Consider the following 18,613-nt stretch of genomic DNA (forward strand, 5'->3'; position numbering starts at 1 on the left):
TCGGAGTAGTGGACGCCCAACTGGGCGCGGATCTCGTCCAGGATGCCCATGATCTCGAGGGTCGTGGCGTGCGGGACGAGTGGGCTTTCGATCAGGCCCTCGGCGAGGCAGCGCTGCACCTCGGCGGCCTCGAAGTGGTAGCCGGCCCCGGGGAAGGACATGTCGACGGTCTCGGGTTCGGTGTCGTTGCGGTAGAGGGTGTAGCCGCGAGGGGCGAAGAAGGTGCCGTTCAGGTCGATCCGGCCGCGGGTGCCGGTGATGCTGGCCGTGTTGCGGGTGGCGCCGAGGATGCCGCAGGTGAGGGAGGCCATCGCGCCGTTGGGGTAGCCGAGGATCAGGCCGGTGTTCTCGTCGACGCCCTCGGGGCTGAGGCGGCCCCAGGCGGTGATCTCGGTGGGGGCGCCCAGGAACAGGTGGGCGATGGTGATGGGGTAGACGCCGAGGTCGAGCAGGGCGCCGCCGCCGAGGGCCCGGGCGCGCATGCGGTGGGTGGGTTCGAACGGGCCGGCGATGCCGAAGTCGGCGTGCACGGTGGTGACGTCGCCGATGGCGCCGTCGGCGACCAGGGCCTGGAGCCGGCGGATGACCGGGTTGCAGCGGGTCCACATGGCTTCCATCAGGAAGATGCCGCGCCCGGTGGCCAGGTCGATGAGTTCGGCGCTGGTGGGGCGGTCCAGGGTGAACGGCTTCTCGCACAGGGCCGGCTTGCCGGCGTCCAGGCACGCGCGGGTGGCCGCGTGGTGGAAGGCGTGCGGGGTGGCCACGTAGACGACGTCGACGTCGGGGTCGTTGGCCAGGTCGGCCCAGGTGCCGTGGGCGCGGGGGATGCCGTGGCGGTCGGCGAAGGCGCGGGCGGTGTCTGGGCGGCGGGAGCCGCAGGCGACGACCTCGGCGTCGGGTAGCAGCCGCAGGTCTTGGACGAAGGCGGTGGCGATGCCGCCGGTGGCCAGGATTCCCCAACGCGTCATGACCGGAGAAGGTAGCCCAAGCCGCCGGGCGGGCGCACCGTAGGCTGCGACGATGGGCGATTGGGAACTACCGCCGGCGCTGGTCGGGCGGGCCCGGGCGTTTCTCACCGGTGGCGGCGAGCCGCCGGCGCCGCGCACCGCGGCCACCGTCGTGCTGGTGCGCCCGGTCGCGCCGGCCGGCTTCCAGGTGTACGCGATCAGGCGCGCCGCGTCGATGGCGTTCGCCTCGGGGATGTACGCGTTCCCGGGCGGCGGCGTGGACCCGGTGGACGCGGCGGCGGACGTGGCGTGGGCGGGTCCGGCGCCGCGGGAGTGGGGCGCGCGGCTGGGGCTGGAGCCGTCGCAGGCCCAGGCGGTGGTGTGCGCCGCGGTCCGGGAACTGTTCGAGGAGACCGGGGTGCTGCTCGCGGACGGGGCTGCCGGGGTCGGCGGCGCGGGGGAGGGCGTCGCCGGCGAGGCGGTGCGGCAGGCGCTGGTCCGCCGTGAGACGCACCTGAGCACGGTGCTGGCCGAGCGAGGGCTGGCGCTGCGCAGCGACCTGCTCGGGCCGTGGGCGCGCTGGCTGACCCCCGAGTTCGAACCGCGTCGCTACGACACGTTCTTCTTCGTGGCGGCGCTGCCCGCCGGGCAGTGCGCCCGGGACGTCTCCGGCGAGGCGGACCACACGGTGTGGGTCACGCCGGCCGAGGCGCTCGCCGACCCCGCCATGCGGATGCTGCCGCCGACCCGCGCCACGCTCCGGGAACTCGCGCGCTTCCCGGACGTCGCCACGCTGCTGGCGGCCGCGGCGACCCGGCCGATCACCACGGTCGCCCCGCGCGCCGTCCTGGACCCGGACGGCACGGTAAGGCTGACGCACTAGCCGAAGCGGCCGGTGATGTAGTCCTCGGTGCGCTTGTCCGCCGGGTTCGTGAAGATCTTGCCGGTGTCGTTGAACTCGACCAGCCGGCCGTGCCGGACCCCGGCCTGGTCCACCTCGGCGGTGAAGAACGCCGTGTAGTGGCTGACCCGGGCCGCCTGCTGCATGTTGTGCGTGACGATCACGATGGTGTACTGCTTCGCCAGCTCGTGCATCAGATCTTCGATCTTGCTGGTGGCGATCGGATCGAGGGCGGAGCAGGGCTCGTCCATGAGGATCACGTCGGGCCGCACGGCGATCGTCCGGGCGATGCACAGCCGCTGCTGCTGCCCGCCGGACAGGGCCAGCCCGCTGGTCTTCAGCTTGCCCTTGACCTCGTCCCACAGGGCGGCGCCGCGCAGCGCCTCCTCCACCCGGTCCCCGATGTTGTCCTTGATCTTGTTGATCCGCAGGCCGTACGCGACGTTGTCGAAGATGGACTTGGGGAACGGGTTGGGCTTCTGGAAGACCATGCCGATGTGCCGGCGGACCTGGATTGGGTCCACGTCCCGGGCGTAGAGATCCTGGCCGTGGTAGGTGACCCGGCCGGCCACCCGGGCGCCCGACACCAGGTCGTTCATCCGGTTCAGCGAGCGCAGGATGGTGGACTTGCCGCAGCCCGAGGGGCCGATCATCGCGGTGATCTGGTGCTTGCGGACCGGCATGGAGGTGTCCCGGACGGCCTCGTAGTCGCCGTAGAACACGCTGACCTTGGACAGCTCCATCAGGGTGCTGCCGTAGCCGGTGGGCTGGTCGACCGCGCCGGGCAGCGCGTACCCGGCCGGCGGGGCGTCCACCGGCGCCACGACGTTGACGAGGGGACGATCGGTCATCTCAGCGCTCCTTGATGGCGAACCGGCTGGAGATCAACCGGGCGAGGACGGTGAAGGTCAGCACGATCGCCACGAGGGTGAGGGCGGCGCCCCAGGCGCGGTCCTGCGCGGGTGCGAAGGGCTGGCTGGCGTTGCTGAAGATCTGCATCGACAGCGTGGTGTTCGGCTTGAACAGGCTCCAGGTGCTGGAGAACGTCAGGCCGGCGGTGACCACGACCGGCGCGGTCTCGCCCGCGGCGCGGGCGATCGCGAGCATCGAGCCGCTGGTGATGCCGGAGAGGGCGGCCGGGAGCACCACGGTGAGCGTGGTCCGCCAGCGCCGGGCGCCGAGGGCGGCGCTGGCCTGGCGCAGCTCGTCCGGCACCAGGCGCAGGATCTCCTCCGCGCTGCGGATGACCACCGGCAGCATCAGGCAGGCCAGCGCCAGCGCGGCGGCGAAGCCGGACTGGGACTTGGTGACCAGCACCACGGTCACGTAGATGAACAGGCCCATGACGATCGACGGGACGCCGGTCATCACGTCCGCCATGGTGCGCACGATCCGGGCCAGCGGCCGCTGCTTGCCGTACTCGTTCAGGTAGATCGCGCCGAGCACGCCGAGCGGGATGGCCATGAGCGCGGCCGCGCCGGTGACGACGAGGGTGCCGACGATGGCCGGCTGCATGCCGCCGCCGGCCCGGCGGGCCCGGTTCACGATGTCCTCGGTGAACCAGGCGCCGTCGATGACGCCGGCCCCCTTGGCGATCACGTAGTAGACGACCAGGCCGAGCGGGATCACCGCGAGCAGCAGCGCCAGCGCGATCGCCCCGGTGGCGAGGCCGTTGCGGACCCGGCGGCCGGTGCCCAGGGAGCGCCGGGTGAGGTCCGGTGCGCGGTCGGTGGTGGTCATCGCGCGGCTCCCTTCATCCGGGCCTCGGCGTGCCGGACCACGATCCGGGCGAGCAGGTTGATCAGGATGGTCAGCGCGAACAGCACGACGCCGAGGCCGATCAGCGCGGCCCGGTGCTGGCCGGCGGATTCGCCCCACTGGCGGACGATGATCGACGGGAGCGCCTCGCCGGCCTGGAACACGTTGCCGGTGATCTGGATGGCCGCCCCGATGGTGAGCGCGACCGCGATGGTCTCGCCCATGGCCCGGCCGAGGCCGAGCATCACGGCGCCGACCAGGCCGCCGAAGCTGTGCGGGAAGACGGCGCCACGGATCATCTCCCAGCGGGTGGCGCCGAGCGCGAGTGCCGCGTGCTTGTCCGCCTCGGGGACGGTGGCGAACACCTCGCGGGCGATCGACGTGATGATCGGGATGATCATGATGGCGACGATCAGGCCGGCGGTCATGTACCCGCGCCCGCTGCTGACCGGCACGCCGAACACGGTGTCCAGCACCGGGATCCCGTCCACGAGGTCGTGGATCCACTGGTAGACCGGGACGATCGCCGGAGCGACGACCAGGATGCCCCACAGGCCGAAGACCACCGACGGGACCGCGGCGAGCAGGTCGATCACGGTGACCGAGAGCCCGCGCAGCCGGCGCGGCGCCAGCTCGGTGATGAACAGCGCGATCCCGATCGAGATCGGCACCGCGATGACCAGTGCGATCAGGGAGACGATCGCGGTGCCGTAGATCAGCGCCAGCGCGCCGAACCGCGGGCCGAGCGGGCCGTCGCCGTCCGGGTCGTTGGCGACCCAGCGCGGGCTGGTGACGAAGCTCAGGCCGGAGTCGCGCAGCGCGGCCCACGACTGCTGCGTGGTGGTGACGAGGATGAGCGCGAGGATCGCCAGCACGAGCGCGCCGGCCGCGACGCACACGGCGGCGAACACGCGATCACCCCAGACCCCGCCACCGGAGGTGGTCAGATCGGTCTGGGGTGCCGGCGTGCTGGCCGGGGGTCTGTTGAGGGTCTTTGTCACGTCTGCTCCATGGCCACTGGGTGGGCCGGCGGCCCGGGGGCGTTCGCCGCCCCCGGGCCGTCAACCGTCCGTCAGAACTTCTCGATCTGAGCCAGCGCCTTGTCGTGCAGCGACTGGGGCAGCGCCGCGAAGTCCACGTCCTTCGCCAGGCCCTGGCCCTCGCTGCTGAGCAAGAACTTCAGGAAGCCCTTGACCAGCGCGGCCTTGGCCGGGTCGTCGTACTTGGTCTTGACGAGGAGGTACGTCGGCGAGGTGATCGGGTACGCGGTGGCGCCCGACGCGTTCAGCGGGTCGTAGCTGAGGTCGTCGTTGATCTTGGCGCCGTCGAGCGCGGCCTGCGCGCCCTCCAGCGTCGGGGCGACGAACTGGCCGTCCTTGTTCTTGATGCTGGCGAACACGAGCTGGCTGGCCTTGGCGTCGCTGAGGTCGACGTAGCCGATCGCGCCGTCGCTCTGCTTGATCAGCTGGGAGACGCCGCTGTTCTTCTCGCCACCCTGGGTGTCCTTCGGCCAGTCCACGGTGTCACCGCTGCCGAGCGTCCACTTGGTCGACGCGGACTCCAGGTACTTGGTGAAGTTGCTGGTGGTGCCGGAGCCGTCCGAGCGGTGCACCACCGTGATCGGCTTGCTCGGCAGGGTCGCGCCCGGGTTGTCGGCCTTGATCGCGGCGTCGTCCCAGGTCTTGATGGTCCGGCCGAAGATGCCGGCGAGCGTGTCCGGGCTCAGCTTGAGCTCGCTCACCCCGTTGAGGTTGTACGAGACGGTGATCGGCGCGGCCACGGTCGGCACGTAGAGGAACTCGCCCTCCTTCGGACCCTGCCCCTCCTTGACCAGGCTGTCCGAGCCGGCGAAGTCGGTCAGGCCCTCGCCGAACTCCTTCTTGCCGGTGCCGGAGCCGACGGCGTTGTAGGTCACCGTGACGTTCGGAGCGGCCTCCTTGAACGCCGAGACAACCTCCTGGTAGTACGCGTCCGGGAAGGTCGCGCCCGACGCCTTGAGCGCGCCGGAGAGGTTCGCGTACTCGGATCCGCCGGTGGCGCCCGAGCTGCTACCGGAGCCCGGCGTGTCGTTGGACTTCTCGGAGCAGCCGGCGAGGGCGAGCGTGGCGAGCGCCACGCCAGCCAGTACGCGCCGCGAGAGCACGTTGCGGTTCACCTCAGGTATGCCTTCCTGTCGAGGTCGTTTTCTTCGTTGTCGACCGCGACGGTAGGAGGGGCAGGTAGCCGGCTACCGGGACCTCGGTGAACGGCGAGTGAACTCGTTTATGTGCTTGGGTTTACCGAGGCTGAGGGCCAAGTGGCTGGTGCGTGAACCGGCACCCGCTCGGTGGACATGTCGGGAACGGCCCGCCAGGCCGCCCACTCCGGGCGGTCAGGCGGTGGCCCGGCGGAAGCTCACGTCCGTGGTCCAGCGGGCGAACCCGATCTTGGTGTAGAGGGCGACGGCGGCGCGGTTGGACTCGTCGACGTAGAGCATCGCCTGCCCCAGCCCCCGGCCGCGCAGGTGCCGCAGGCCGGCCAGGCTGAGCGCGGTGCCCAGGCCGAGCCCGTGCGCGGACGGGTCCACACCCAGCACGTAGATCTCCCCGACGGCGGCGTGCTGGTGCCCGCCGCCGTCGCCGCCGTGCACCTTGGTCCAGTGGAAGCCGGCGATCTCGCCGTCGCGCTGCCCTCCCTCGACCACCGCGAGGAGGAATCCGGCCGGCTCGAACCACGGCTCGGCCATCCGCAGCCGCAGGTCCTCGGCGGTCCAGCGGCCCTGGTCGGGGTGGTCGGCGAAGGCGCGGGCGTTGACCGCCAGCCAGGCGTGCTCGTCCCGGCCGGGCTCGAACGGGCGCAGCCGGATGCCCGGGGGCAACTGCGGGGCGGGTACCGGGGTGAGCAGCGACCGGCGCATCTGCCACAGGACGCGGGTGCGCTCGAAGCCTGAGGAGAGCGCCAGCGCGCTTGCGGACGGGTGGTCCCCGTGCGCCCACAGGCGCAGCCGGCCGCGCGGGTCCGCCTGCTCGGCGACCCCCACCGCGGCCCGCATCAGCGCCCGGCCCAGCCCGCGCCGGCGGTGCATGGGGTGCACGACCAGTTCCGCCGCCGGGCCGTCGACCGGGTCGGCCACGTCCACGTGCGCGTACCCCGCCAGGCCGCCGCCGGGCGCGGCGCTCAGCAGGTGGACCGCGGCCGCCTCGCCGCCGTGCCGCACCTGGAGCACGACGTGCTCGGAGAGCGGGTCCGCGCCGTCCGTGTCGGCGGCCGCGTCGGCCAGCGACAGAACCTCGGCGACCTCGGCGGAAGTCAGCCGCTGCGCGCGGCGGACACCGCCGGTCTCCGGGGCGGGGGCGGTTCCGGTCATGCGCTCACCGTAACCGGCCGGCACGGGTCGGCACATTACGCCCCGCGTGCCGGGAAGCGCGTCAGACCGGCAGCGGGGCCAGCTCCGAATCCGGCAGCGAGCGGTTCGGCGGCACGACGAACTTGTACCCCACCTGGCGCACCGTGCCGATCATGGATTCGTACTCGGAGCCGAGCTTGGCCCGCAGCCGCCGCACGTGCACGTCGACCGTGCGGGTGCCGCCGAAGTAGTCGTAGCCCCACACCTCGCGCAGCAACTGGTCCCGGGTGAACACCCGGCCGGGGTGCTGGGCGAGGAACTTGAGCAGCTCGAACTCCTTGTATGTCAGGTCGAGCGGGCGCCCTTTCAGCTTGGCGGCGTAGGTGTCCGGGTCGATGCTCAGCTCGCCGGCCCGGATCAGCCCGCCAGCGCCGCCGGTGGCGCTGGCGATCCGGCCCACCGCGAGCCGCAGCCGGGCCTCCACCTCGGCCGGACCGGCGCCGGCCAGGATCACGTCGTCCACGCCCCACTCGGCGTTCAGCGCGATCAGGCCGGCCTCGGTCACCACCGCGATCAGCGGCATGCCCAGCCCGGTGGCGTGCAGCATGCGGCAGGTGGCGCGGGCGTCGGCGAGTTCGGAGCGGGCGTCCACCAGGACGGCGTCCGGGCTCGGACCGGCGACCAGGGTGCGTACGTCGCGCGGGGCGGTGCGGACCGAGTGCGGCAGCAGGTCGAGCGCCGGCAGCACGGCCGATGGTTCACCGGCGCGCGCGGTGACCAGCAGCAGAATCTCCACGTGGAGCCTCCGTCCTCACGGCGCGCGGGCCGCGGTGAGCGAACGTGGGTCCCGGCTGCGTTGGCGGGCGGAGCCTAGCGCCGAGCTTAGCGGACGGGGTGCGGCGAAAGCTCCTGTGACCTTGCTTCCTACCCGGACCGCGCCGGGTGAACGGCGGGTGTCGCACGCCGTTCATCCACCGGCGGGTGACGAACGGTTGATCCCCCGCCGTCCGCCGGTGCGGCGCCGCCGTCGACGGCGCCGGCGCGGCAGGCGTCGCACCCCGCGGTCTGGCACGATCGGAGCGTGTTTCCCTCCTCGTCCCCGGGGTCCACGGCCGCCGACCCGGCGCCGCACCCGGGTGCGCAGCCCGCGCAGCCGGGCGGCGACGTGACACCCCCCGGTGGCGCCGCCGCGCCGGTGCCCGACGACCCGGATCTCGCGCCGACCGAGCGGGCCCGGCTGCGGGTCCGGTCGGTGCCGATCCGGCGGCTGCTCTCGCTGGCCGTCGCCGGGTTCGCCGCCCTGCTCTGCGTCGGCCTCACGGTCGGCGCGCAGACCGCCGGCCCGGGCGCGGCGCGCTGGCCGTACGCGGTGGTGATCTTCGGGGTTCAGGTGATGTTCGTGCTGGTCTGGGCGATGGCGATGCGCCCGCCCGGCGCGAAGATCGTGGCCGGGACCGGGGTGCTGGCCGCGGCCGGCGCGGACGTCGCGGCGGTCTACCCCAAGGCGGTCGCGCTGGCGCCGCTGGCCTACGTGGCCGCCGCCGCCGTGGCGGTCGCCGCGCTGGGCCAGCTGATCCGCCGGGGCCGGGCGGAGGCGACCGAGTCGATGAGCGCCACCCTGATCACTGTGATCGGCGTGGTCTCGTTCGCCACGCTGGTGGTCTGCACCCGGCTGGCCGGCGGCACCCAGGCGATCACGGTCTGCCTCACCGCGATCGGCGTCGCCCTGGCGGTCGCCCACGGCGCCGACACCGTGGTGCCCGCGCCGCGGCTGTCGCCGCAGGTGCCCCGGGGCGCGGCCGGCGTGGTGGTCGGCGCGATGGCGGGTACGCTGGCCGCCGCGGTACTCGGCAAGTACCTGGTCGGCTTCGACCCGGGCCGGGGCGCCGTCGCCGGCCTGGTCGCCGCCGCGGCCGCCGTGCTGGCCGACCTGTCCGTCGCGTACGCGGAGGCGGGCCGCCAGATGGCCGGCCAGCGCCCCACGTTCTGGGTGGCCCGGCACATGCAGGGCCCGCTGGGCGGTTTCGCCCTCGCCGCCCCGGTCGCGTACGTCGTGAGCGTGCTGTTCCTCGTACCCTGATCCGCGCTTGGTGGCCGCGCCGATCGGGTATCAACCCCCGTGCCGCCACGATCCTGGGGAGGAGTCGACGTGACCGATGACCCCGAGTACGCCCACGCGTCGCCGCGCCGGCGCCGCGGCGGGCGCCGCTGGGGCCTGGTGCTGCTGGTGTTCGTGCTGGTGGTGGGCGGGCTGCTGGTGGTCGGCGACCGGGTGGCGGCGCACGCCGCCGAGCGGGTGATCGCCGACCAGGCCCGGCAGGAACTGGCCAGGCGGCAGGTCAGCGCGGGCGAGCCGGAGGTCACCGTCGGCGGGTTCCCGTTCCTGACCCAGGTGCTGGACGAGAAGTTCAAGAAGATCACGATCGTCTTCTCGGACGTGAGCGGCGAGGGGCTCCAACTGCCGAAGCTGACCGTGGAGGCGACCAATGTGGTCGCCACCCGGCAGACCCTGATGAACGGCACCGGCCGGGTCGTCGCCCAGAACGTGCGGGGCACCGCGACCGTGGGGTACGCCAGCGTCACGGAGCTGATCAAGAAGCGGGTCAACCTGCCGGACCTCACGCTGTCCGAAAAGGACGGCAAGCTGCACGCGGTGCTGCCCACCCAGATCCTGAACCGGCCGGTCACCCTCAACGGCACCGCGGACCTGACCGTCAAGAACGGTGTCGTGCAGGTGCGGTTCCGCCAGCTCACCGCCGAGGGGCTGGACCAGGTCCCGCTGGCGAAGGACGCGCTGACCCGGTACGCGCAGCAACTGTCGCTGCCCGTCCAGATCCCGGCGCTGCCGTTCGGGCTGCGGATCACCGAGGTCAAGCCGCTGGCCGAGGGGCTGGCGATCAGCGGGTCCGCGGACAACGTCCCGCTGAACGGGTGACGGCCCGGGTGGCTGTGTCGCCGGTCTCGGATGGTGGTCGGACCTGTCCCTGCCGTGGTGCCGCTTGTTAGGCTCCGCGCATGGGCGAGTTGCTCACCAAAAGGCGTGCGGTGGATCTGTGCCGCGTCACCACCTGCCTGTGTCGCCCCGTCATCTGACGGCGGGGCTGCCCATCCTGCGCAAGCGCTGAACGCGTCCATCTGCCCGGCAGCGGCGCCGTCGCACGTATCCGAGATGCCTCCACTGGGTCCCGCGCGGGTGCGACACACGTTCCGCCAGCGCGGCGACTCGACAAACCCACCTCATCAGGGAGAGTTTCATGAGTCGCGAGACCGCACTCGTATCAGCCGACTGGGCCGAGAAGAACCTGGACGCCCCGAACGTGGTGTTCGTCGAGGTCGACGAGGACACCACCGCGTACGACGCCGGGCACATCCCCGGCGCGATCAAGCTGGACTGGAAGACCGACCTGCAGGACCCGGTGCGCCGGGACTTCGTCAACAAGGAGCAGTTCGAGACGCTGCTGTCGGCCCGCGGTATCGGCAACGACGACGCCGTCGTGCTGTACGGCGGCAACAACAACTGGTTCGCCGCGTACGCGTACTGGTACTTCAAGCTGTACGGCCACGGCGACGTCAAGCTGCTGGACGGCGGCCGCAAGAAGTGGGAGCTGGACGCCCGCCCGCTGACCAAGGACGCGGTCGCCCGCCCGGCGACCGAGTACCGGGCGCAGGAGCCGGACCTGTCGATCCGCGCGTTCCGGGACGAGACCGTCGCGGCGATCGGCGTGAAGAACCTGGTCGACGTGCGCTCCCCCGACGAGTTCGCCGGCCGGCTGCTGGCGCCGGCGCACCTGCCGCAGGAGCAGGCGCAGCGGGCCGGGCACATTCCGACCGCGATCAGCGTGCCGTGGTCCAAGGCGGCCAACGAGGACGGCACCTTCAAGTCCGACGACGAGCTGCGCAAGATCTACGGTGACGCGGGCCTGGACGGCGGGCGGCCGACGATCGCGTACTGCCGGATCGGCGAGCGCTCCTCGCACACCTGGTTCGTGCTGAAGGAGCTGCTCGGCCACGAGGACGTGAAGAACTACGACGGGTCCTGGACCGAGTACGGCTCGCTGGTCGGCGTCCCCGTGGCGCTCGGCGACGAGCCGGGGGAGGCGTGACGATGACGAGCACCGCGACCGGCGCCGTGACCGCGGACGGGTGCGCCGCACCGGACCAGTCCGCTCCGATCCCGCTCAGCGTCGACCTCACCAGGGAAACGGTGATCACCGGGGTGGTCAGCTCCGCCGAGGGTGAGCCGGTGGGCGGGGCGTACGTGCGCCTGCTGGACGCCAGCGGCGAGTTCACCGCCGAGGTGGTGACGTCGCCGGCCGGCCAGTTCCGGTTCTTCGCCGCCCCCGGCTCGTGGACGCTGCGGGCGCTGTCCCGGGCGGGCAACGGCGACGCGTCGGTCAGCGCGGACCGGGGCGTCAACGAGGTGGCGGTGCGGGTCTCCGCCGCCTGAGGCGGCCGTGGGTTGCGTCGCCTGAGGCACCCCGGGTACGTCTGGACGAGGCCGCTTCCGGTCAGCCGGGAGCGGCCTCGCCGCGTCGGGCGCGGGTTTGACAGGATGGCGCGGTGAGTTCGGGGCGTGCCGGCCGGCGCCGGCTGATCGTGGCGGCCGTCGCCGCGTGGGCGGTGCTGGTCGTCGCCGTCGGCGCCTTCTCGGCGTTCCGCGACCGCCCCACCTGGAAGGACCAGACCACCCTCGCGCAGGCGCACCGCACGCTGGACGCCGCCACGGGGGAGTTGCTGCGGGCCGCGGGGCCGGCGGCGGTGCCGGCGCTGGAGGCGTACGAGGTTCTGGCGTCGTGCCGGATCACCCCCGCCCGCGGCGGCACGAACCTGCGCCGCACCGTGCGGCTGTTCACCGCGGTCGGCACCGAGGAGGAGCTGCTGACCCGCATCGTGGCGGGGCTCCCCCCGGGGTACCGGGCGGAGTCGTCGAGCGGCGAGGTCAAGAGCGTGTTCGCGGACGCGGGCAACTTCGTCGGGCTGCGCGGCGGGCCGGGCGACCCGGGCGAGGTGCGGTTCCGGATCAGCACCGACTGCCGGCCCGGTGCCGACCCCACCCTGGCCGCGCCGGTGGCCGACGCCGCCGGCCGGGAGCCCGTCCAGCGGGCGCTCGACCTGCTCGGCGCGGCCGCGACCGGCTGGCGGGCGTTCGTGGCGCCGTGCCCCGGCGGCGGGCAGGCCCGCACGGTCGAGGCCGAGGCGCCGCCGTGGCAGGGGTCGCTGGCCGCCGCCCTGGCCCGGCACCCGGGCAGCGGGGTGCTCGCCGACGCGCAGCGGTACGCCTACCGGGACGGTGACGCGGGCGTGGCGGTCCGGTCGGGGGAGCGGTCGTTGCTGGTCACCGCGACGACCGGCTGCCCGGCTGCTCAGTAGACGAGCGCCTGGGCCCCGTCGGCCAACGCCTCCTCGACGAACACGGCGGCGCCGGCCACCCGTACCCCCGGGAGGAGTTGCTCCCCGGTGAGGTTCCGGCGGGCGGCGCACTGCGTGCACACCGTCACCGTCCCGGCGGCCAGCACCGACTCCAGCAGGTCCGTGAGCGGGGCGGAGTGCGGCAGGTCGAACTCGGCGGCCCGGCCGGGCAGCGCGAACCACGTCGATTCGCCGGTCAGCCACAGGGACACCTGCGCGCCCGCGGCGAGCGCGGTCGCGGCGACGGTGAACGCCTGCGCGCACCGCTCCGGCGCGTCGGAGCCGGCGGTGACCTTCACGATCAGGGTGCGTGCCATGCCGGCCAGCATAGGATTGGGCGGTCATGGTTACCGAAATCGGGTTCGTCAGCCTGCTGGTCGCCGGCTTCGGCGCCCTCGCCGGCGGCCTGATCTACCTGGCCGTCAAGATCAGTCGCGGCCGCTGGTGACCGGCGGGCCGCCCCCGCCGGCGCCCCGATCGCGCTGCGCGAGAATGGCGCGGTGAGCGACGACAATCCGATGCGGCCGCCGCCGTGGCTGAACGCGCCGCCGGTCGAGCCGTACCCGTACGAGGAGACCTACGACCTGCGGACCGGCCCGGACCTGCACCCTTCGCTGCTGGGGCTGCTGCCGTACGTCGGGCTGTGGCGCGGCCGGGGGCGGGGCGGCTACCCGACGATCGAGGACTTCGACTACGCGCAGGAGATCCGGATCACCCACGACGGGCGGCCGTTCCTGCACTACGAGTCCCGGGCCTGGCTGCTGGACGGGCAGAGCCGGCCGGTCCGCCCGGCCGGGCGGGAGGTGGGCTGGTGGCGGCCGGTGTTCGACGGTGACCGGCCGACCGACGACCTGGAGGTCACGCTGACCACGCCGACCGGCGTGCTGGAGCTGTATCTCGGCCGGGTGACCGGCACCCAGGTGGAGATCGCCACGGACGCCGTGGTGCGCAGCCCCACCGCGAAGGAGGTCACCGGCGGGCGCCGGCTGTTCGGCATCGTCGAGGGGGCGCTGCTGTACGCGCAGGAGATGTCCGCGATGGGCCACCCGCTTGCCCCGCACCTGTCGGCGCGACTCATCCGCGTCGGCGGCTGAAGCGGAGGCCGCCGCGCATGTGGGGGCCGCCGCTCGCGCGACGGCCCCCGAGGTGGGTGCGAGGGCCGCCGCCGGGGCGGCCCCCGCGGCGGTCAGATCCCGCCGACCCTGCCGGCGCAGGCCCGCACCGGTTCCAGGCCGAAGTCCAGGGTCGCGGTGATGCCCGCCTCGATCTTCAGCGTCTGCACCTCCGGGATCCAGCCGTCCTTCGCCACGATCACCTGGTACCGGCCCTTCGGGACCCAGTAGGCGTACCGGCCGTTCTGGTCGGCCATCAGCGTGTACCCGCCGTACGGGACGGACGCCAGGTTGACCCGCACCGCCGCCGGCACCGGGACGATGACCCCGTTGCAGCTCACCCCCGTCACCGTCCCCTGGATCTTGCCCCAGCTCGGCGGCGGCGAGACGACCATCGTCACGCCGATCGCCGGCGTCCGGTACGGCGTGTCCGACCGCACCGCGACGGACGCGGTGTAGGTGCCGGGCTGCTCGATGCCCGCGTCCGGGGTGGCGGTCAGCGTGACCTTGACCGACCTGGACGCGCCGGCCGCGAGGGTGAAGCTGGCCGGGTTGCTGCTCAGCCAATCCGCGTCCGCGCCCTCGCCGCACAGGTCCAGCCCGCCGAGGCGCTCGACGGTCGCCTGGGCGGCGTTGCCCGCCCCGCGTCCGCCGATCTTGTAGGCGCCGCACGCGCCCGCGCCCCGGTAGGCCGGGGCCGCCGCGTTCGGCAGGTCGCTCCAGGTGTCGGTCTCCGGGTCGTACGCCACCGCCCGGTTGGTGACCGTGGCGAACCCGTCGGTGACGCCGCCGGCCAGGATCAGCAGGCCGCTCGCCGCCGTGTACTGCGACGCCCACAGGTCCAGCGGCATGTCCGCCAGCCGGGTCCAGGCGTCGCCGCGCGGGTCGTACGAGTACGCGTCGCTGAACGACTCGGTGGTCGAGCCGCCGGCGCAGTACACCTGGCCGCCGATGCCGCCGCAGCCGATGTACGAGCCGAGGTGCGGGTACTTCGCGCCGGCGCGGAAGGTGCCCGTCGCCGGGTTGAAGATCACCACGTCGTCGGAGTCCGGGCAGGCCCCGGTGACGCAGCCGCCGACCAGGTAGATCTGGCCGTCGGCGACGGCGGTGCCGGCCGCCGCCCGCGGCGCCGGGTTGGTGGCGCCGGCGACGGTGTGCCACGCCCCCTGCTCCGGGTCGAACGCGTCCACCGAGGCGACCGGCTCGGTCGAGTCGCCCCAGCCGCCGATCGCGTAGATCATCCCGTTCACCGCCGCCACGGACGGCTGCGACCGCCCGTTCGGCATGTCCGGCAGCGCGGACCAGGTGTCCGTGCCCGGGTCGTAGACGTACGCCTTGCGGCTGGTGGCCGAGGTGGCCCCGCCGAGCGAGTACACCTTGCCGTTCAGCGTGGCGGCCTGGTTGTCGTAGCTCGCCGTCGGGTACTCCCGCACCGGCTTCCAGGACGAGTCGGCCGACGGCGCGGCGGTCACCGCGGCGCCGGACCCGTCGCCGCGCGCCTTGCTGGCGCCGCCCGGCAGCTTGTGCTCGGCCAGCGGGGCCCCCGGCTGGCGGGTCAGTTCGTAGGTGCCGGCCCGCCCGACCAGGTCCACCTCGGCCGGCGCGCTGCCGGTGTTGGTGATCTTGATCGTGGTGTTGCGGGTCGTGCCGAACGGCTGGTGCGACTCCACCGAGGTGGCCGTGACCGCGATCCGGCCGGCACCGAGCGTGAAGTCCGCCCGGGTGGCGCCGTTCGCGGCCACCTTCACGGTCTTCGAGGTCGCCTGGTACGGCGCCTTGGTGGCGGTGAACGGGTGCCCGCCGGACAGCGTGGAGAACAGCCAGTAGAAGCCGTCCGCCAGGGCGTCGTCGTCCGGCGTGCCGGCCGAGACGGCCGCCTCGCCCGGCGCGTCCGGGCTCGTCACGGCGACGCCGTTGAGCGCGGCGCCGGTGTTCTTGTCCGTGGTAAGGCCCACCACCAGGCCACCCGGCCGTGGTGTACAGACCTTCTCCAGGACCTGGACGTTGTCCACCTGCCACCACCAGGCGAAGTTGCCCTGGTACCGGAAGCGGACCCGCGCCGCCGGCGCGCCCGCCGCCGCCGCGAGCGGCACCTCCTCGACCACCGGCCCGCGCCGGCTCTGCGTGGTGTAGTGCCACACCGTGGTCCAGGTGGCGCCGCCGTCCGTGGTCAGGTCCACGTCGGCCGAGCCGTTGGAGAAGGCCCGGTAGTCGCTGTTGAACCGCAGCGTCGGCGCGGTGGTGCCGGACAGGTCCATCGGCGGGGTGATCAGGTCCGTGTCCAGCGCGTTCGAGGAGCCGAGGCGGTCGCTGTCCACGATCGCGAAGCCGCCGCTGCCGCCGGTCAGGTTGCCCCGGTTGCCGTCGTCGGTGAACTGCCAGCCACCGGTGCCGCTCCGGTTCACCACGCTCCAACCGCTGGGCGTGGTGGTGCCGTCGAACGGCTGGGACAGCAGCGTGCCGAACCCGTACCCCGGCGCCGTGCACTCGGGCAGGACGGGTACCGCGATGTCCTGCGTCCGGTCCTCGGTGCCGACCGGCACGTCGACGGTCACGGCCTGGTAGCCCGGGTACTGGGCGGTCACCGTCACGCGGTAACCGGCCCCGCCGGGCACCTTGAACGAGTACCGGCCGGTGGCGGGGTCGGTGAACACCGGTCCGCCGGGCCGGTCGCCGACCGCCAGCTTCGCGTACAGCGGCCAGCCGTGCCCGGAGCCGTCCGACACCCGGCCGGAGACGGTCACCATCGGCACCGCGACCAGGGCGAAGTCGCGGGTGACCGCGCCGCCCTCGGTCACCGTCACGGTGGCGCTCAGCGTGGCGTACCCGTATCTGGTGGCCGTCACGGTGTGCTCGCCCGGGGGCAGCACCAGGGTGTACCGGCCGTCCGGCCCGGTGGTCACGGACCGCTCACCGGCCGCCACGGTGACGCCGGCGATCGGGTTGCCGCCGCCGGAGTCGGTCACCGCGCCGGTGATCCGGCCCACCGGGCCGCGCGGGGCTGCCTCCACCGCGGCGAACGCGTTCAGCCGGCCCTCGCCGTACACCTGGTTGTCGTCGGTGGTGCCGCCGCAGGACAGGTCCTCGGTGTCGGTGGCGGTGTCGTCCAGCAGTTGCCGGGTCGCGGCGATGTCGCCCTTGAGCGACGGCGCCGCCGACCACATCAGCGCGACCGCGCCGGAGACGTGTGGCGCCGCCATGGACGTGCCGTTGAACGTGGCGTACCCGTCCGGCACGCTGGAGCGCACCGCGACGCCCGGCGCCGAGATGTTGGGCTTGATCTCGCTGGCCGAGGCGGAGCCCCGGCTGGAGAAGCTCGCCACGCGGTTGGTCGAGTCGTAGGCGCCCACCGAGTACGCGCCGGCGAAGTCGCCCGGCGACTCGGCGCTGCCGCAGCGGGGGCCCGAGTTGCCGCTGGCGAACACCGGGAAGATCCCGGCCGCCAGCCAGGCGTTCACGATGTCGTCGTACCAGCGGTCGCCGCCGGGGCCGCCCCACGAGTTGTTCACCACGTCGGGGTGCAGGTCCGGCCGGGGGGTGAGGTTGTTCAGGTCGGTCGGTGCCACCATCCACTGGCCCGAGGCCAGCAGGGCGGCGTCGCTGCAGGTGTCCGTCTCGCAGCCGCGGGCGGTGATCCACTTGGCGCCGGGCGCGACGCCGATCTGGTTGCCGGCGCCGTCGTCACCGATCATCGTGCCCATGGTGTGCGTGCCGTGCCCGTCCGGGGCGTCGCACGGCGCGGCCGTGGCGCACTGGTGGGACGGGTCGAACCAGTTGTAGTTGTGGTCGAAGCTGCCGTCGCCCAGGTTCCCCCGGTACTTGCCGACCAGCGCCGGGTGCTGGTACTGCACCCCGCCGTCGATGCTGGCGACCACGATCCCCTCGCCGCGCACCCCGAAGTCGGACCACACCTTTGGCGCCTGGACGTTCGTCAGGCCCCACTCGATCGCGTCCTTGCCGGCGGCCGGCGCGGTGCTCACCGGCTGCACCCGCGGCACCGTCCGGCTCGGCACGACCTTCTCCACCTCGGCGTGCCCGGTCACCAGGTCCAGGGTGGAGCGGTCGCCGTCCACCCAGATCGCGTTGCTGATCCAGAACGGGCGGTACGACGCCTTCTTCGCGTCCAGGTCGGCCCGCAGGTCGCGCTGGCTGGAGTCGGCGGTGGCGGTCAGGGTGCGGTACACCTGGGTCGCCTTGGCGTCCGCGTCCCGCATCTTCTTCGTACCGCTCAGGTCCGCCCGGTCCCGTAGGTACACCAGGAACCCGGCGTGGCCGTTGGCCGCCAACTCGGCCAGAACCTGTCTGTCCACTTCGGGCTTGGGATCCGCGGCGCCGGCCGCCCCCGGTGTCGCCGTCACCGCCGTCGCGGCAACGAGCGCCGCGGCGGCTACCGCGATCGTTCTGCGTAGCATTGACGTCCTCCCCACATCCCCCACCTGGCCGCCGGGGGACTCCGGCGGCACCGGCGGGGTCTGGAAGTCATGCTCCGGTCATCCGTCCATGGTCATCAATGGCGCTCGGCGGGCAGTTTCCGGGCAGGTTGCGGGCCGCCGGACAGCAAACTGTGCACACGTAGTTGACGACGTCGATGGCGCGGGGTTGGCTGAGCGGAGCATGCCGTCCTGGGGAGGCTCGGTGCTGGAATCGACCCTACCGCTCGTCGTCTGCGTATCGACCGATCCCGACTTGCGCGAACGCGTCGTCCGGCAGCTCGACGGCCGCGGCGCCGTGCTGCTGTGCGCCGACCTCGCCGAACTGCGCGCCGCCCTCGGCACGCCGCCGCCACCGCCCCCACCGTCCGACCCGGACGCGGCCGGCCTCGGCGACCTCGCCGTCGACCCGGCCGCCCACGCCGTCACCTGGCGCGGCGCCCGGCTCCCGCTCACCCGCATCGAGCGCGACCTGCTGGCCCGCCTCGCCAGCCGACCGGTCGGCGTCTGGACCTACCAGCGCCTGTTCGACGCCGTCTGGGGCGGCTCCTACCTGGGCGACTCGTCGATCCTGCACTCCGCGGTGAAGCGCCTGCGCCGCAAGCTGCGCGCGATCGGCGCCGACGCCGAGTCCCTGCCCGCGGGTAGCGCCACCGGCGGCCCGACGCCGGCCATCGAGACCGTCCGCGGCGTCGGCTACCGGCTCACCACCCGTTCGTAGGGCCGGTCGC

General features: G+C 73.4%; 19 protein-coding genes. 10 read left to right on the forward strand and 9 right to left on the reverse strand.

Annotated elements, in window-relative coordinates; genetic code table 11:
- On the reverse strand, positions 1-968 hold a 968-nt coding region (locus KJS59_RS16280), incomplete at its 3' end, for a Gfo/Idh/MocA family protein (protein WP_213453747.1).
- Between the two features lie 52 nt (positions 969-1,020).
- Here KJS59_RS16280 and KJS59_RS16285 point away from each other — a divergent pair.
- Positions 1,021-1,830, forward strand: a complete 810-nt coding sequence (locus tag KJS59_RS16285; RefSeq protein ID WP_213453748.1) for an NUDIX hydrolase — start codon at positions 1,021-1,023, stop codon at positions 1,828-1,830.
- Here KJS59_RS16285 and pstB read toward each other — a convergent pair.
- The 6 genes from pstB to KJS59_RS16315 all read right to left on the reverse strand — a co-directional run bounded on the left by pstB (position 1,827) and on the right by KJS59_RS16315 (position 7,727).
- The gene (pstB, locus tag KJS59_RS16290; RefSeq protein ID WP_213453749.1) at positions 1,827-2,699 is read right to left on the reverse strand and encodes a phosphate ABC transporter ATP-binding protein PstB; all 873 of its coding nucleotides are present in this window, start codon (positions 2,697-2,699) and stop codon (positions 1,827-1,829) included. The genes KJS59_RS16285 and pstB overlap by 4 nt on opposite strands.
- A gap of 1 nt (position 2,700) precedes the next feature.
- On the reverse strand, positions 2,701-3,588 hold the full coding sequence (gene pstA / locus KJS59_RS16295) for a phosphate ABC transporter permease PstA (RefSeq protein ID WP_213453750.1): 888 nt from the start codon (positions 3,586-3,588) through the stop codon (positions 2,701-2,703).
- Entirely contained in the window at positions 3,585-4,607 is a 1,023-nt protein-coding gene (gene pstC / locus KJS59_RS16300) for a phosphate ABC transporter permease subunit PstC (RefSeq protein ID WP_249714280.1), read from the reverse strand. The genes pstA and pstC overlap by 4 nt, the downstream gene beginning before the upstream one ends.
- Positions 4,608-4,678: 71 nt before the next feature.
- Positions 4,679-5,761, reverse strand: a complete 1,083-nt coding sequence (pstS, locus tag KJS59_RS16305; protein WP_213453751.1) for a phosphate ABC transporter substrate-binding protein PstS — start codon at positions 5,759-5,761, stop codon at positions 4,679-4,681.
- A gap of 216 nt (positions 5,762-5,977) precedes the next feature.
- Positions 5,978-6,952, reverse strand: a complete 975-nt coding sequence (gene mshD / locus KJS59_RS16310) for a mycothiol synthase (RefSeq protein ID WP_213453752.1) — start codon at positions 6,950-6,952, stop codon at positions 5,978-5,980.
- A 61-nt stretch (positions 6,953-7,013) separates the two neighbouring features.
- The gene (locus tag KJS59_RS16315) at positions 7,014-7,727 is read right to left on the reverse strand and encodes a winged helix-turn-helix transcriptional regulator (protein WP_213453753.1); all 714 of its coding nucleotides are present in this window, start codon (positions 7,725-7,727) and stop codon (positions 7,014-7,016) included.
- A 285-nt stretch (positions 7,728-8,012) separates the two neighbouring features.
- Here KJS59_RS16315 and KJS59_RS16320 point away from each other — a divergent pair, with 285 nt between their 5' ends.
- The 6 genes from KJS59_RS16320 to KJS59_RS16340 all read left to right on the forward strand — a co-directional run bounded on the left by KJS59_RS16320 (position 8,013) and on the right by KJS59_RS16340 (position 12,301).
- On the forward strand, positions 8,013-9,011 hold the full coding sequence (locus tag KJS59_RS16320) for a hypothetical protein (protein WP_249714282.1): 999 nt from the start codon (positions 8,013-8,015) through the stop codon (positions 9,009-9,011).
- A gap of 69 nt (positions 9,012-9,080) precedes the next feature.
- Positions 9,081-9,866, forward strand: a complete 786-nt coding sequence (locus KJS59_RS16325; RefSeq protein WP_213453754.1) for an LmeA family phospholipid-binding protein — start codon at positions 9,081-9,083, stop codon at positions 9,864-9,866.
- An 80-nt stretch (positions 9,867-9,946) separates the two neighbouring features.
- A complete protein-coding gene (locus KJS59_RS32260; protein WP_376771192.1) occupies positions 9,947-10,024 on the forward strand; it encodes an Ms5788A family Cys-rich leader peptide in 78 nt (25 codons plus the stop codon).
- A 161-nt stretch (positions 10,025-10,185) separates the two neighbouring features.
- Positions 10,186-11,034, forward strand: a complete 849-nt coding sequence (locus KJS59_RS16330; protein ID WP_213453755.1) for a sulfurtransferase — start codon at positions 10,186-10,188, stop codon at positions 11,032-11,034.
- 2 nt (positions 11,035-11,036) lie between these two features.
- Positions 11,037-11,378 (forward strand): DUF1416 domain-containing protein, encoded by a 342-nt coding sequence (locus tag KJS59_RS16335; protein ID WP_213453756.1) that lies wholly within the window; start codon positions 11,037-11,039, stop codon positions 11,376-11,378.
- 113 nt (positions 11,379-11,491) lie between these two features.
- Positions 11,492-12,301, forward strand: coding sequence for a hypothetical protein (locus KJS59_RS16340; RefSeq protein ID WP_213453757.1), 810 nt, complete (start codon positions 11,492-11,494; stop codon positions 12,299-12,301).
- Here the strand turns inward: KJS59_RS16340 and KJS59_RS16345 are convergent.
- The gene (locus KJS59_RS16345) at positions 12,295-12,669 is read right to left on the reverse strand and encodes a DsrE family protein (protein WP_213453758.1); all 375 of its coding nucleotides are present in this window, start codon (positions 12,667-12,669) and stop codon (positions 12,295-12,297) included. The two genes, KJS59_RS16340 and KJS59_RS16345, sit on opposite strands and share 7 nt — an antisense overlap.
- A gap of 14 nt (positions 12,670-12,683) precedes the next feature.
- On the opposite strand from KJS59_RS16345, the gene mtfM reads away from it, so the two are divergent.
- Together mtfM and KJS59_RS16350 are read left to right on the forward strand one after the other, a co-directional pair.
- Positions 12,684-12,788, forward strand: coding sequence for a small membrane protein MtfM (gene mtfM / locus KJS59_RS31815; protein WP_283775789.1), 105 nt, complete (start codon positions 12,684-12,686; stop codon positions 12,786-12,788).
- A 52-nt stretch (positions 12,789-12,840) separates the two neighbouring features.
- A complete protein-coding gene (locus KJS59_RS16350; protein WP_213453759.1) occupies positions 12,841-13,434 on the forward strand; it encodes an FABP family protein in 594 nt (197 codons plus the stop codon).
- 92 nt (positions 13,435-13,526) lie between these two features.
- Here KJS59_RS16350 and KJS59_RS16355 read toward each other — a convergent pair whose 3' ends face one another.
- Positions 13,527-17,864 (reverse strand): S8 family serine peptidase, encoded by a 4,338-nt coding sequence (locus tag KJS59_RS16355; RefSeq protein WP_213453760.1) that lies wholly within the window; start codon positions 17,862-17,864, stop codon positions 13,527-13,529.
- Positions 17,865-18,087: 223 nt separating this feature from the next.
- Here KJS59_RS16355 and KJS59_RS16360 point away from each other — a divergent pair, with 223 nt between their 5' ends.
- On the forward strand, positions 18,088-18,603 hold the full coding sequence (locus KJS59_RS16360; protein WP_249714284.1) for a winged helix-turn-helix domain-containing protein: 516 nt from the start codon (positions 18,088-18,090) through the stop codon (positions 18,601-18,603).
- The last annotated feature ends 10 nt before the right edge of the window (positions 18,604-18,613 follow it).

It is taken from the genome of Rhizomonospora bruguierae, from assembly GCF_018397995.1.
In the GTDB taxonomy this organism is placed as follows: Bacteria; Actinomycetota; Actinomycetes; order Mycobacteriales; family Micromonosporaceae; genus Rhizomonospora; species Rhizomonospora bruguierae.